This window comes from Streptomyces sp. NPDC015242 (assembly GCF_043079125.1).
GTDB lineage: Bacteria > Actinomycetota > Actinomycetes > Streptomycetales > Streptomycetaceae > Streptomyces.
This window is the reverse complement of the sequence record NZ_JBIBUF010000004.1, coordinates 241047-255013: the sequence shown is the minus strand read 5'-3', so window position 1 is coordinate 255013 and position 13967 is coordinate 241047. Positions and strand designations below refer to the sequence as shown.

Annotated in this window: 14 protein-coding genes; 9 read left to right on the top strand and 5 right to left on the bottom strand. The window is 68.4% G+C overall.

Annotated features, from left to right (window positions below; translation table 11 throughout):
• Positions 1-19 precede the first annotated feature (19 nt).
• From gnd to dnaA, 3 genes are all read right to left on the bottom strand, one after another.
• Positions 20-895: a phosphogluconate dehydrogenase (NAD(+)-dependent, decarboxylating) gene (gene gnd, locus ACF07N_RS15790; protein ID WP_392112835.1), complete on the bottom strand. Its 876-nt coding sequence runs from the start codon at positions 893-895 to the stop codon at positions 20-22.
• A gap of 164 nt (positions 896-1059) precedes the next feature.
• The gene (gene dnaN / locus ACF07N_RS15785; RefSeq protein WP_311682596.1) at positions 1060-2190 is read right to left on the bottom strand and encodes a DNA polymerase III subunit beta; all 1131 of its coding nucleotides are present in this window, start codon (positions 2188-2190) and stop codon (positions 1060-1062) included.
• A gap of 880 nt (positions 2191-3070) precedes the next feature.
• Positions 3071-5173 (bottom strand): chromosomal replication initiator protein DnaA, encoded by a 2103-nt coding sequence (gene dnaA, locus ACF07N_RS15780; RefSeq protein ID WP_392112831.1) that lies wholly within the window; start codon positions 5171-5173, stop codon positions 3071-3073.
• Positions 5174-5547: 374 nt separating this feature from the next.
• Between dnaA and rpmH the strand changes: the two genes are divergently transcribed.
• From rpmH to ACF07N_RS15735, 9 genes are all read left to right on the top strand, one after another.
• Complete coding sequence (gene rpmH, locus ACF07N_RS15775; RefSeq protein ID WP_003956500.1) at positions 5548-5685, top strand: 50S ribosomal protein L34; 138 nt, start codon at positions 5548-5550, stop codon at positions 5683-5685.
• A 21-nt stretch (positions 5686-5706) separates the two neighbouring features.
• Complete coding sequence (rnpA, locus tag ACF07N_RS15770) at positions 5707-6078, top strand: ribonuclease P protein component (RefSeq protein WP_392112828.1); 372 nt, start codon at positions 5707-5709, stop codon at positions 6076-6078.
• Positions 6075-6449 carry a membrane protein insertion efficiency factor YidD gene (yidD, locus tag ACF07N_RS15765; protein WP_383327377.1) on the top strand — a complete coding sequence of 125 codons (375 nt, stop codon included), beginning with the start codon at positions 6075-6077 and terminating at the stop codon, positions 6447-6449. The genes rnpA and yidD overlap by 4 nt, the downstream gene beginning before the upstream one ends.
• Before the next feature lie 3 nt (positions 6450-6452).
• Positions 6453-7739: a membrane protein insertase YidC gene (gene yidC / locus ACF07N_RS15760; RefSeq protein ID WP_392112825.1), complete on the top strand. Its 1287-nt coding sequence runs from the start codon at positions 6453-6455 to the stop codon at positions 7737-7739.
• A 15-nt stretch (positions 7740-7754) separates the two neighbouring features.
• The gene (locus ACF07N_RS15755; RefSeq protein ID WP_383327383.1) at positions 7755-8267 is read left to right on the top strand and encodes a protein jag; all 513 of its coding nucleotides are present in this window, start codon (positions 7755-7757) and stop codon (positions 8265-8267) included.
• A gap of 126 nt (positions 8268-8393) precedes the next feature.
• On the top strand, positions 8394-9110 hold the full coding sequence (rsmG, locus tag ACF07N_RS15750) for a 16S rRNA (guanine(527)-N(7))-methyltransferase RsmG (RefSeq protein WP_392112822.1): 717 nt from the start codon (positions 8394-8396) through the stop codon (positions 9108-9110).
• Between the two features lie 265 nt (positions 9111-9375).
• Positions 9376-10452, top strand: a complete 1077-nt coding sequence (locus tag ACF07N_RS15745) for a ParA family protein (protein ID WP_094054924.1) — start codon at positions 9376-9378, stop codon at positions 10450-10452.
• Positions 10449-11549, top strand: coding sequence for a ParB/RepB/Spo0J family partition protein (locus ACF07N_RS15740; protein ID WP_383580268.1), 1101 nt, complete (start codon positions 10449-10451; stop codon positions 11547-11549). Before ACF07N_RS15745 ends, ACF07N_RS15740 begins: the two co-directional genes overlap by 4 nt.
• Before the next feature lie 319 nt (positions 11550-11868).
• Positions 11869-12486 (top strand): GNAT family N-acetyltransferase, encoded by a 618-nt coding sequence (locus ACF07N_RS15735; protein ID WP_392112820.1) that lies wholly within the window; start codon positions 11869-11871, stop codon positions 12484-12486.
• Positions 12487-12598: 112 nt separating this feature from the next.
• Here ACF07N_RS15735 and trxA read toward each other — a convergent pair whose 3' ends face one another.
• Both trxA and trxB read right to left on the bottom strand, forming a co-directional pair.
• Positions 12599-12931, bottom strand: a complete 333-nt coding sequence (gene trxA, locus ACF07N_RS15730; protein WP_010032728.1) for a thioredoxin — start codon at positions 12929-12931, stop codon at positions 12599-12601.
• Positions 12932-12975: 44 nt separating this feature from the next.
• Positions 12976-13944, bottom strand: coding sequence for a thioredoxin-disulfide reductase (trxB, locus tag ACF07N_RS15725; RefSeq protein WP_392112817.1), 969 nt, complete (start codon positions 13942-13944; stop codon positions 12976-12978).
• Between the last annotated feature and the right edge of the window lie 23 nt (positions 13945-13967).

Sequence of the window (13967 nt, the reverse complement as noted above, 5' to 3'; positions counted from 1 at the left end):
ACCTCCCCTCGGTGCTCGGTTACTTCTTCTCGACCGCGTGGCCGCCGAACTGGTTGCGCAGCGCCGCGATCATCTTCATCTGGGGCGAGTCCTCCTGGCGGGAGGCGAACCGCGCGAACAGCGACGCGGTGATCGCCGGCAGCGGCACCGCGTTGTCGATCGCGGCCTCCACAGTCCAGCGTCCCTCACCGGAGTCCTGTGCATAACCCCGGAGCCTGTCCAGGTGCTCGTCCTCGTCGAGCGCGTTCACCGCGAGGTCGAGCAGCCAGGAGCGGATGACCGTGCCCTCCTGCCAGGAGCGGAAGACCTCCCGGACGTCGGTCACGGAGTCGACCTTCTCCAGCAGCTCCCAGCCCTCGGCATAAGCCTGCATCATCGCGTACTCGATGCCGTTGTGGACCATCTTGGCGAAGTGGCCCGCGCCGACCTTGCCGGCGTGCACCGAACCGAAGTCGCCCTCCGGCTTCAGGGCGTCGAAGACCGGCTGCACCTTCGCGACGTTCTCCGGGTCGCCGCCGTACATCAGCGCGTAGCCGTTCTCCAGGCCCCAGACGCCGCCGGAGACACCGCAGTCGACGAAGCCGATGCCCTTGGCCGCCAGCTCCTCGGCGTGCTTCTCGTCGTCCGTCCAGCGGGAGTTGCCGCCGTCGACGACGACGTCGCCCGGCTCGAGCAGCTCGCCGAGCCGGTCGATGGTGGACTGGGTGGCCTCGCCCGCCGGGACCATCACCCAGACCACGCGCGGTCCGCTGAGCTTGCCCACAAGCTCTTCCAGGCTGTGGACATCGGCGAGGTCCGGGTTGCGGTCGTATCCGTAGACGGTGTGGCCGGCGCGGCGGATCCGCTCGCGCATGTTGCCGCCCATCTTGCCGAGGCCGACGAGACCGAGCTCCATCAGTTGTTTTCCTTAGGTTTGCAGGTGTCCGACGTGGCGCTGCGGCACTGGTGTGCCGCGTCCGAGCCTAATCCCGGACGCTCGCGCACATCTGTGGGCATACGCGCTCACTCGTATGCCCTCACCTGCGGGTTTTCCCCCAGCCTGTGGACAGCCGGCGGCGCTCAGCCGCTGAGGCGCACCGGCATGATCAGGTACTTGTAGGCCTCGTCCGCCTCGGCGTCCACCGCCGGCTTGCCGCTGAGCAGCGCGGGCTTGGTGGAGGTCGTGAAGGACAGCTGAGCGACCGGGGAGTCGATGGCGCTCAGGCCGTCCAGCAGGAAGGTCGGGTTGAAGGCGATCGAGATGTCGTCGCCCTCCAGCTGGGCGTCGACCCTTTCCACAGCCTGTGCGTCGTCGCTGGAGCCGGCCTCCAGGATGAGCACGCCCTGCTCGAAGCTGAGCCGCACCGGGGTGTTGCGCTCGGCGACCAGGGCCACACGCTTGACGGCCTCCACGAAGGGGGCGGTCTCGATCACGGCGATGCTGTTGAACTCCGTCGGGAACAGCGTGCGGTACTTCGGGAGGTCGCCCTCCAGCAGGCGGGTCGTGGTGCGGCGGCCGGCACCCTCGAAGCCGATCAGGCCCTCGCCCGAACCCGAGCCGGACAGCGCCAGGGTCACCTGGTCGCCGCTGGTCAGGGCCTTGGCGGTGTCCAGGAGCGTCTTGGCGGGCACCAGGGCGACCGCGGAGGCGTCCGGGTTCTCCGGCTTCCACAGGAACTCGCGGACCGCGAAGCGGTAGCGGTCGGTGGAGGCCAGCGTGACCGTGTCGCCCTCGATCTCGATGCGGACGCCGGTGAGGACCGGCAGCGTGTCGTCACGGCCGGCCGCGATGGCGACCTGGGCGGCCGCGGAGGCGAAGACCTCGCCCGGGACCGTGCCCGTCGCGTTCGGCATCTGGGGCAGGGCCGGGTACTCCTCCACAGGCAGGGTGTGGAGGGTGAACCGCGAGGAGCCGCAGACCACCGTCGCCCGTACACCGTCTGTGGAGATCTCCACCGGCCGGTTGGGGAGCGCGCGGCAGATGTCCGCGAGCAGGCGGCCGGAGACCAGGACCGTGCCCTCCTCCTCGACCTCGGCCTCGACGCCCACCCGGGCGGAGACCTCGTAGTCGAAGCCGGACAGGCTCAGCTGGCCGTCCTCGGCCTTCAGGAGCAGGCCGGCGAGGACAGGCGCCGGCGGACGGGCCGGGAGGCTGCGTGCCGCCCAGGCCACTGCCTCCGCGAGTACGTCGCGTTCCACCCGGATCTTCACTGTTGCCGCCTCCTGCTGTTGCCGGCGCTTCTCGCTCTGCCTGGCCCTCGTCGTCTGTCTCGGTGTCGACGGTCCCTGAGACGGGGAGGACACCGGGGACCAGTCTGACGCACGGCACTGACAGTAGGTGCCTCTCGGGGTCAAGTCGTGACGAGGGGCGGTCGGGCACCGAAGAGCGAGTTGTGCACAGGGCCCGCTTCGAAACGGATTCCGCTCTCTCTCTAGTCGGGAGTAGTAGTAGGGCCTGTGGATACCGTGGATAACCACGTTTGCCCAGCTCAGAGCGGAAATTTTGTCCACGGGGCCTGTGGGTGACGGCGGTGGACAACCCGGCGCTTCTGTGGAGAACGGAAAGTTCTGCACACCCCGTGCACAGGGGGAGGCGAGTTCTCCCCAGTGCCGTCCCCAGGTTTACCCACCTTTCCCACAGCCCAACCCGGCACCTTCATGTGACGCCTTTCACTCGACCCGGTGAGGAGGCGCGTCGGGTTGCCGAACAGTGGACAGGCATGTGGAGAAGACGCCGATCGCTGGGGACAACCGCCCCCAGCCTGTGGGCAGCCCGTGGACAACTTCGTGCACAGCCTGTGGATCACCGCTTCGTCCACAGTCTGTGGAGATCGTTCGTCCACCAATCCACAAGCAGCTGAGCTGGTCTGATGGTCCTTCGACAGCGTCCCCTGTGGACACGGTCTGGACAACTTCCCGGTCCCCAGCATGTGGACGGCAGAAAGTCCCCGAATCTGTGGAGGGAGGCCGTAACCCGGCGACTATTCGAACAGCGGGGTGGGGACGAGGGCCGGCACGGACGCCCGCGAACACGCGCGAGGGCGCCCCCGGCAGACTCCGGGGGCGCCCTCAGCGGTCTGGGGAGCGGCGCTCAGCCGTTCTTGATGCGGTTGGTGAGCTCCGTGACCTGGTTGTAGATGGAGCGGCGCTCGGCCATCAGATTGCGGATCTTGCGGTCCGCGTGCATCACCGTCGTGTGGTCGCGGCCGCCGAACAGCGCGCCGATCTTCGGCAGCGACAGATCCGTCAGCTCACGGCACAGGTACATGGCGATCTGCCGGGCGGTGACGAGGGCGCGGCCGCGGGACGTCCCGCAGAGGTCCTCGACGGTCAGCCCGAAGTAGTCCGCCGTCGCGCCCATGATCGCCGTGGAGGTGATCTCGGGCGCCGAGTCGTCGCCGCCGGGGATGAGGTCCTTCAGGACGATCTCCGTCAGCCCCAGGTCCACGGGCTGCCGGTTGAGCGAGGCGAACGCCGTGACCCGGATCAGCGCGCCCTCCAGCTCACGGATGTTCCGAGAGATCCGGGACGCGATGAACTCCAGGACCTCCGGCGGCGCGTTCAGCTGCTCCTGCACCGCCTTCTTGCGCAGGATCGCGATCCGCGTCTCCAGCTCGGGTGGCTGGACGTCCGTGATCAGTCCCCACTCGAAGCGGTTCCGCAGCCGGTCCTCCAGCGTCACCAGCTGCTTGGGCGGCCGGTCGCTGGAGAGCACGATCTGCTTGTTGGCGTTGTGGAGCGTGTTGAAGGTGTGGAAGAACTCCTCCTGCGTCGACTCCTTGTCCGCGAGGAACTGGATGTCGTCGACGAGCAGGATGTCCATCTCGCGGTACCGCTTGCGGAAGCTGTCGCCCTTGCCGTCCCGGATGGAGTTGATGAACTCGTTCGTGAACTCCTCCGAGCTCACGTACCGCACCCGCGTGCCCGGGTACAGGCTGCGCGCGTAGTGCCCGATGGCGTGCAGCAGGTGCGTCTTGCCGAGTCCGGACTCCCCGTAGATGAACAGGGGGTTGTAGGCCTTGGCCGGGGCCTCCGCGACGGCGACCGCGGCCGCGTGCGCGAAGCGGTTGGAGGCGCCGATGACGAACGTGTCGAAGAGGTACTTCGGGTTCAGGCGGGCGGTGGGCTCGCCCGGGCCGGTCGCCGGAGCGGGCTGCGCGGCCAGCGGTCCGGGCGCCCCGGTCGTCGGCAGGTTCGGGCCGACCGGGCCGCCCCGGTGCACGTGGCCCGAGCCGGCCGGCGGCTCGGGCAGCTCGCGCCGGACCGGGTCACGCTGGTCGTAGTCCGGGCGTGCGGTCTCGTAGTCCGGACGCGGCGGCTCGTAGGAGGGGCGCTCCACGGGCTGGGGACGGTAGTCCTGCGAGCCGTAGGGCTCCTTGGGGGAGCCGTAGGAATCCTGGCCGTACGTGTCCTGGCCGTACGCGTCCTGCGACGGGGAGGCGTACGGGTCGCGGTCCGGGAAGCCGAGGCGTTGCTGCTGCCACCCGTAGTCGTCCTGCGCCGGCCGCGGCCAGGAGCCGGGCTCGGGGCGCTGGTACTCGGAGGGGTAGGCGGGGCGGGCGGTCGGAAGCTGGTCTGCGCGCGTAGGCGGCAGCTGGTCGCCGGCCGTTCCCGGCAAGGGGTCGGCGCGGTGACGGCCGTACCCCTCGTATCCGTCGCGGTCGGGGCGCTCGGGACGGTCGGAGCGGTCGGAGCGGTCGGGACGCTTGTCGTATCCGTCGCGGTCCTGGCGGCTGTCGTAGGCGTCCCGGTCCTGGCGCGCGTCGTACGCGTCGCGTTCTTGACGGCCGTCGTATCCGCCGTCGCGGTCCTGGCGGCCGTCGTATCCGTCGCGGTCCTGGCGGGCGGACGGGAGCTCGGGCTCCTCGTAGCGCGGCTGGGGGCGGGCGGGAGGTGCCGGCGCGGCCGAGGGCTCGCCCGCGGAGTCGTCGACGGTGATCGCGATGCGGATTGGGCGGCCGCACTCGCGGCTCAGCGTCTCGCTGACGACCGGCGCCAGACGGCCCTCCAGTACGCCCTTCGCAAACTCGTTCGGCACGGCGAGCAGCGCCGTGTCGGCGACCAGCGCCAGGGGCTGGCAGCGCCGGATCCAGTGCTCGTCCTTCGCCTCGACCCCTTGGCCGCGGCCCTCCCCGAGGAGCTGCTCCAATACGCGTGGCCACACTGCGGCAAGATCGGCAGGTACGTCAGCCACAGGGCACGCTCTCTCACGGGTCCCTCGAAGGTGTGATTCGGGGACGGGTCGGGATGTAAATCGGGTGGGGCAGGGATAAGGGAACGAATCGGAGTCCAGTCACGGTAGTCAGGGCGGCGGGTGCGGTTCAAGTTGTTGTCCCCAGCCTGTGGACAAGTGTCTCCCGGGGGCTCCTGGTTTGACCGGATGGCGTAGCCGCGCGTACCGTAACCAGGTCGAGTTGTCGATGGCTGCTGCCGCCTGCCTCCGATGGGCACAGATCACCGGGGTGATCGGTAAGCGGTGCACTCGGGCGTAACTGCGAGCTACTCGTGGGCGCACGGTGACAGCCAGGACGGCACCCCGCAACCACCGATTCTTTCTGGAGCCCCCGAGTGAGCAAGCGCACCTTCCAGCCGAACAACCGTCGTCGCGCGAAGACCCACGGCTTCCGGCTGCGTATGCGCACCCGTGCCGGCCGCGCGATTCTCGCGTCCCGCCGTAGCAAGGGTCGCGCCCGCCTGTCCGCCTGATCCCGATCAGGTCATGACGTCGTGCTGCCCACCGAGAACCGGCTGAGGCGGCGCGAGGACTTCGCGACCGCGGTGCGACGAGGTCGTCGGGCAGGCCGCCCGACCCTCGTCGTCCACCTTCGAAGCGGTGCCACGGACCCGCATGCGCCTGGGGAGAGCGCTCCCCCGACGCGTGCGGGTTTCGTCGTGAGCAAGGCTGTCGGTGGCGCGGTCGTGCGCAACAAGGTGAAGCGCAGGCTTCGCCATCTGATGCGCGAGCGAGTCGCCCAGCTGCCCCCCGGTAGCCTGGTAGTCGTACGAGCGCTGCCCGGAGCGGGCGACGTCGACCATGCACAGCTGGCCCGAGACCTGGACGCCGCCCTTCAGCGGCTGCTGGGAGGGGGCGCGCGATGAAGTACCCGCTGCTGGCTCTGATCAAGCTCTACCAGTGGACGATCAGTCCCCTGCTCGGGCCGGTCTGCAAGTACTACCCGTCGTGCTCCCACTACGGCTACACGGCCATCGACCGGCACGGTGCCATCAAGGGAACGGCACTCACGGCCTGGCGCATCCTGCGCTGCAATCCGTGGTCGCTGGGCGGTGTGGACCACGTCCCGCCGCGCAAGCGTCCGCGGTGGCACGAAATGCTGCGCAACGCGTGGCGCGCACGCAAGGGCGGGCCCTCCGCCGCCGACCCGGCCACCGAGGGACAGACTTCTCCCACAGGTCCGTCCAGTCCTTCGAGCCCGGCCGCAGAGACACCGTCCCATGCCCAAGGAGCATGATTAGTGGACACGATTGCCAGCCTCTTCAGCTTCATCACCACACCCGTCTCCTGGGTCATCGTCCAGTTCCACTCGGTGTACGGCGCCATCTTCGGCCCCGACACCGGGTGGGCCTGGGGCCTGTCGATCGTGTCCCTGGTGATCCTGATCCGTATCTGCCTGATCCCGCTCTTCGTGAAGCAGATCAAGGCGACCCGGGCCATGCAGACGCTCCAGCCCGAGATGAAGAAGATCCAGGAGCGCTACAAGAACGACAAGCAGCGTCAGTCCGAAGAGATGATGAAGCTGTACAAGGAGACGGGCACCAACCCGCTCTCCTCGTGCCTTCCCATCCTGGCGCAGTCCCCGTTCTTCTTCGCCCTGTACCACGTGCTCAACAGCATCGCCTCGAACGACACCATCGGCGTGATCAACGAGAACCTGCTGCAGAGCGCGCAGAAGGCGCACATCGTCGGTGCACCCCTCGCGGTGAAGTTCACCGACAGCGCGTCGAAGGTGGAGTCGCTCGGCGCGACCCTCACCGACGTCCGCGTGGTCACCGCCGTCATGATCATCCTGATGTCGGCGTCGCAGTTCTTCACCCAGCGCCAGCTGATGACGAAGAACGTCGACACCACGGTGAAGACGCCGTTCATGCAGCAGCAGAAGATGCTGATGTACATCTTCCCGGTCATGTTCGCCGTCTTCGGCATCAACTTCCCCGTCGGTGTCCTCGTCTACTGGCTGACCACCAACGTGTGGACCATGGGCCAGCAGATGTACGTCATCCGCAACAACCCGACCCCGGGTTCCAAGGCCCAGGCCGAGTACCTGGAGCGCCTGCACAAGCACGTCACGCACCGCGAGAAGGTCAGCCGGCGCCGGGACCGCGTCATCGTGAAGGCCATCGTCGCCAAGGGCCGGGACCGCAACGAGTACGAGCGCAAGTTCATCAACGGACTGAGCAAGGCCGGACTCGCCGCGCAGACCGACGGCACCGTGATCAAGAGCGAGGCCGCTGCCGCCGCGCAGGCCGAGGACGGTGCGACGGCCACCGCCGGAACGCCGCGGCGCCAGCAGCCCAAGCGGCAGACCAAGGCACAGCGTCAGGCCGGCACCGTGGGAGGCGCCAAGGCGGCCGGTGAGCAGGAGCCGAAGACCTCGCTGACCAAGTCCGACGAGCCCGAGGACGCCAAGCCCGCCGCCGCTGCCAAGAAGGGCGGCGCGAAGCCCGCGGGTGGTACCCGCAGCAAGGCCCAGTCCGGACAGCGCAAGGGTCCCCAGCGGCCCAAGTCCCCGTCCAAGAAGTAAGAAGGAGTCCATCCCGTGACGGAAGGCACCACCTCCGCCGCTGCCGAGGGTGCAGACACCCTGACTCGCCTGGAGCAGGAAGGCGAGATCGCGGCGGACTACCTGGAGGGTCTGCTCGACATCGCCGACCTCGACGGCGACATCGACATGGACGTCGAGGCGGACCGTGCCTCCGTCTCGATCATCAGCGACACGGGCAGCCGTGACCTGCAGAAGCTGGTCGGCCGCGACGGCGAGGTGCTGGAGGCGCTCCAGGAGCTCACTCGACTGGCAGTGCACCGGGAGACCGGCGACCGCAGCCGTCTGATGCTCGACATCGCGGGATACCGCGCCCGGAAGCGCACCGAGCTGTCCGAGCTGGGCGCCAAGGCCGCCGCCGAGGCCAAGAGCAGCGGCGAGGCCGTGAAGCTCCAGCCGATGACGCCCTTCGAGCGCAAGGTCGTGCACGACGCGGTCAAGTCCGCCGGCCTGCGCAGCGAGTCCGAGGGCGAGGAGCCGCAGCGCTTCGTCGTCGTGCTGCCCGCCTGATCGGCTCCAGTTTTCCCCCGGCCCCGTCTGTTGCGCAGACGGGGCCGAACTTTGTCAGCCTGATAGTTCTGTGGTTCTGATGTCGGCGCCAGGTGGTGCCGACGCGGTACGGAAGGACGGTCCCCCGTGACGGAGGCAGCGGAGCTTCCCCCCGCGCCCGACCAGGCGCGCGAGGTGTTCGGTGACCGCTTCGCGGATGCGGTGCGGTACGCCGAGCTGCTCGCTGAGGCGGGCGTGCAGCGTGGTCTCATCGGTCCACGCGAAGTGCCCCGCCTGTGGGAGCGGCACCTGCTGAACTGCGCGGTGCTCTCGGAGGTCGTACCCGAGGGTGTGACGGTGTGCGACGTCGGCTCCGGTGCCGGCCTGCCGGGCATTCCGCTGGCCCTGGTCCGCGAGGACCTCAAGATCACCCTGCTGGAGCCGCTGCTGCGGCGCACCAACTTCCTCACCGAGGTCGTGGAGCTGCTCGGCCTCGACCATGTGACGGTCATGCGCGGCCGGGCCGAGGAAGTCATGGGGAAGATCCAGCCCGTCCATGTCGTGACCGCCCGGGCCGTCGCGCCGCTCGACCGTCTTGCGACCTGGGGCATCCCGCTGCTGCGCCCGTACGGAGAGATGCTCGCGCTCAAGGGGGACACAGCGGAGGAGGAGCTGAAGAGTGCCTCGTCGGCGCTGAGCAAGCTGGGAGCGGTGGGGACCTCCATCCTGCATGTGGGTGAGGGCGTGGTGGATCCCCTGTCCACGGTGGTGCGTGTCGAGGTCGGGGAGAGCCCGGGAGGCGTGCGTTTCGCCGCCAAGCGGGCCAAGGCGGCGCGTACGGGCCGTGCTCGCCGACGCCGCTGATCCGCCCTGCGGACGAGACGTACTCCACACAAGCTGCCAAACCTACGCATCCCGGAGTGTCGCAACGGTCCGGCCATGACTGCCCTGCATCGTGTTTCACGTGAAACGTCGCTCACTGCTGCACGGCATCATCAGTCGTGGCCGCGCTGCGGCCGAACCCCGCGACCGTAAGCCCCTCGGGTCACTCGACGAGGGCACCGAGTTGTCCACAGAGGTGGATTTCTCCACAGAACGCCAGGCCTCACTGGTTCGCGACCCCGAAGACATGGGAGGCTCTGTTCATTGCGAGCCTGAAGTCGAGGAGAGTGAATCCTTGCGGTCCGACGCCAACATCGCGGGACCGATGACCGATCCGGTCCCCGGTCCCCGTACCGAGTCGATGGGGGCGGATGTTTCACGTGAAACACCGCCTCCGATGGACGACACTCCCATCGGTCGTGCTGCCCAACTGGCGGTGGAGGCTCTCGGCCGTGCCGGCGAGGGCCTGCCACGGCCTGAGCAGACCCGGATCATCGTGGTCGCCAACCAGAAGGGCGGTGTGGGCAAGACGACGACGACCGTCAATCTCGCCGCGTCGCTGGCCCTGCACGGCGGCCGGGTCCTCGTGGTCGACCTCGACCCTCAGGGGAACGCGTCCACCGCGCTCGGCATCGACCACCACGCCGAAGTTCCGTCCATCTACGACGTGTTGGTGGAGAGCAAGCCGCTCTCCGAGGTCGTCCAGCCGGTCCCCGATGTCGAAGGCCTTTTCTGCGCCCCCGCCACCATCGATCTCGCCGGTGCGGAGATCGAGCTGGTGTCCCTGGTGGCCCGGGAGAGCAGACTGCAGCGCGCCATCCAGGCGTACGAGCAGCCGCTGGACTACATCCTCATCGACTGCCCGCCCTCGCTCGGCCTCCTCACGGTCAACGCGTTGGTGGCGGGGCAGGAGGTCCTGATCCCGATCCAGTGCGAGTACTACGCGCTGGAGGGCTTGGGGCAGTTGCTGCGCAACGTCGACCTGGTGCGGGGTCATCTCAACCCCTCCCTGCACGTGTCGACCATTCTGCTCACCATGTACGACGGCCGGACGCGCCTCGCGTCTCAGGTCGCCGAAGAGGTGCGCACCCACTTCGGCGACGAGGTGCTGCGCACGAGCATTCCCCGTTCCGTCCGTATCTCCGAGGCGCCGAGTTACGGGCAGACGGTCCTGACTTACGATCCAGGATCGAGTGGTGCCCTCTCATACCTTGAGGCGGCACGAGAGATCGCGCTGAAGGGCGTGGGCATCAGCTATGACGCCACACACGCTCACATCGGCGCACAGCAGAACGACCCGAGCATGGTGGAGGGCATCCAGTGAGCGAGCGACGGAGGGGGCTGGGCCGTGGTCTCGGCGCACTGATCCCTGCCGCCCCGACGGAGAAGTCGGTGGCCCAGGCAGCGTCGGGGAGTGCCGTGTCCCCGTCTCCTGCGGCAGTGCCCGTGCTGCCCCACGACCGCGGGGTGGCGGCGGCGAAGGTGGCGACACTCCCGGCTGTTTCACGTGAAACAGAGGAGCCGGCGCAACCCGGTGCTCCGGTGACGCCCGCTGCGCCGATCGGTGCGCACTTCGCCGAGATCCCCCTCGACGCGATCACGCCGAACCCGCGGCAGCCCCGTGAGGTCTTCGACGAGGACGCGCTGTCGGAGCTCATCACCTCCATCAAGGAAGTGGGCCTCCTCCAGCCGGTGGTCGTGCGTCAGGTGGGTCCCGCCCGCTACGAGCTCATCATGGGCGAGCGCCGCTGGCGGGCCTGCCGTGAGGCGGGCCTGGAGGCGATCCCGGCGATCGTGCGCGCCACGGACGACGAGAAGCTCCTCCTGGACGCCCTGCTGGAGAACCTGCACCGCGCTCAGCTGAACCCGCTGGAAGAGGCAGCCGCCTACGACCAGTTGCTCCGGGACTTCAACTGCACGCACGACCAGCTGGCGGACCGCATCGGCCGGTCGCGCCCGCAGGTCTCCAACACCCTGCGTCTGCTGAAGCTCTCGCCGGCCGTGCAGCGCCGGGTCGCCGCGGGCGTGCTCTCCGCCGGTCACGCGCGGGCTCTGCTGTCCGTGGAGGACTCGGAGGAGCAGGACCGGCTCGCCCACCGCATCGTCGCCGAAGGCCTCTCGGTGCGGGCCGTCGAGGAGATCGTGACCCTCATGGGGTCGCGTCCGCAGAAGGCGCAGCGACCCAAGGGACCGCGAGCCGGGGCACGGGTCTCTCCCGCGCTCTCGGACCTCGCCACGCGGCTCTCGGATCGCTTCGAGACGCGGGTGAAGGTCGACCTGGGACAGAAGAAGGGCAAGATCACCGTCGAGTTCGCCTCGATGGAGGACCTGGAGCGGATCCTCGGTTCTCTTGCTCCCGGCGAAGGGCCTGTCCTGCAGAAGAGTCTCCAGGAAGGCGACTCCGAGGAAAGCGAGTCCTGAGCCTCCGGCAGGTGTCTCGGCTGTGCTCCGGAAGGGCGGGCCGTGTCCGGTGTGTACCGGAACATGGCCCGCTCTTTCCTTTCTGGCGGTTTCGAGGGAATCGCATCGTGGATACGATGCGTTCGGGTACGGCGCCACCACCCGACAGCACCCCCGAGAGGGAGGCAGGGGCCATGCGATCGATGAGCCGCACCGGACTGGTGAGCGCCGGTTTGGGGCTGGGAGCCGTCGGTGGGTTCATCGGCAGCCTCCTCAGGGAACGGAGTGCTCTGACAGCAGCCCGCGATGCGGCGGGCGAAGGAAGCGAGGAACAGCCTTCATGGGGCGACGGCTTGTACCGCTCACGCTGGACAACCTCCCGGACCTTCCCCAGCGCTGTCGCTCGTGTGTCTTCTGGGAACTCGACCCGGTCAGCGGTGAGGCAGCGGTAAAGGCAGGCACGGCCGATCTGGAGAAGGAAGCCTGGATCTCGGCGGTACTGCTGGACTGGGGCTCCTGCGGCCGGGTGGTCTACGTCGACGACGTGCCGGTGGGCTTCGTGCTCTACGCCCCTCCCGCCTATGTGCCCCGCTCCACGGCATTCCCCACGAGCCCCGTCTCCCCCGACGCCGTCCAGCTCATCACCGCGTTCATCGTGCCGGGCTATCAGGGGCAAGGACTCGGCCGGGTGATGGTCCAGACCGTGGCGAAGGATCTGCTGCGACGCGGCTTCAAGGCGATCGAGGCGTTCGGAGACGCCCGCTGGAAGGAGCCGGGCTGTGTGTTGCCCGCCGATCATCTTCTGGCGGTGGGCTTCAAAACGGTCCGGCAGCATCCCACTTATCCCCGGCTGAGACTGGAGCTGCGGTCCACGCTCTCCTGGAAGGAAGACGTGGAGATGGCGCTCGACCGGCTCCTAGGCGCCGTCCAGAAGGAGCCGGCGCTGCGACCGCTGTAGCGGCGGATTCCAGGTCGGTGAGGTACGGACGACAAACGAATGGGCCAACCCTTCCGGGTTGGCCCATTCGTGTTTCACGTGAAACATGCGCCGACGGGTCGGCTCAGCCGTCTTACTCGGCGATGAACTCCTCGAGGTCGCGAACGATCGCGGCCTTCGGCTTGGCGCCCACGATGGTCTTGGCGACCTCGCCACCCTGGTAGACGTTCAGGGTCGGGATGGACATGACGCCGTACTTGGCGGCCGTACCCGGGTTCTCGTCGATGTTCAGCTTGACGACCTCGATCTTGTCGCCGTACTCGGAGGCGATCGCCTCGAGGGACGGCGCGATCTGGCGGCACGGACCGCACCAGGCGGCCCAGAAGTCCACCAGGACGGGCTTGTCGCTCTTGAGGACATCCTGCTCGAAGGAGTCGTCGGTCACATTCTTCAGGGTGCCGGCCACGGCGGGCTCCTTAACTGTTGGTGCGTGGGGCGGGTAGGGAGGGGTCAGACAGCGGTCTTCTCGGGCTCCGCCTGCTCTTCGTCCGCGAGAGCGGCGAGGAAGCGCTCGGCGTCGAGAGCGGCGGAGCAGCCGGTCCCGGCTGCGGTGATCGCCTGGCGGTAGGTGTGGTCCACCACGTCACCGGCAGCGAAGACACCGGGCAGGTTCGTGCGGGTCGACGGCGCGCTCACCTTGAGGTAGCCCTCTTCGTCCAGGTCGAGCTGACCCTTGAAGAGCTCGGTGCGGGGGTCGTGGCCGATCGCGATGAACAGACCGGTCACCGGCAGGTCCGAGAGCTCGCCGGTCTTGAGGTTGCGCAGCTTCAGGCCGGAGAGCTTCGGGTCACCCTGGATCTCGGCGACCTCGCTGTCCCACACGAACGAGATCTTCGGGTCGGCGAAGGCGCGCTCCTGCATGGCCTTGGAGGCGCGCAGGGTGTCACGCCGGTGGACGACGGTGACGGACTTGGCGAACCGAGAGAGGAAGGTCGCCTCCTCCATCGCGGTGTCGCCGCCACCGATCACGGCGATGTCCTGGTCCTTGAAGAAGAACCCGTCACAGGTGGCACACCACGACACGCCACGGCCGGAGAGGGCGTCCTCGTTCGGCAGACCGAGCTTGCGGTGCTGGGAGCCCGTCGTCACGATGACGGCCTTCGCCCGGTGGACGGTGCCGGCGGTGTCCGTGACGGTCTTGATCTCACTGGTCAGGTCGACGGCCACCACGTCGTCGGGGACGAGTTCGGCACCGAAGCGCTCCGCCTGGGCACGCATGTTGTCCATGAGCTCGGGGCCCATGATGCCGTCCTGGAAGCCCGGGAAGTTCTCGACGTCGGTGGTGTTCATCAGCGCGCCACCCGCGGTGACGGCGCCCTCGAACACCAGTGGCTTCAGCGACGCGCGTGCGGTGTACAGCGCCGCCGTGTAGCCGGCGGGCCCGGAGCCGATGATGATCACGTTACGGACGTCGCTCACGGCTTGATTCCTCGTCTCTGGAC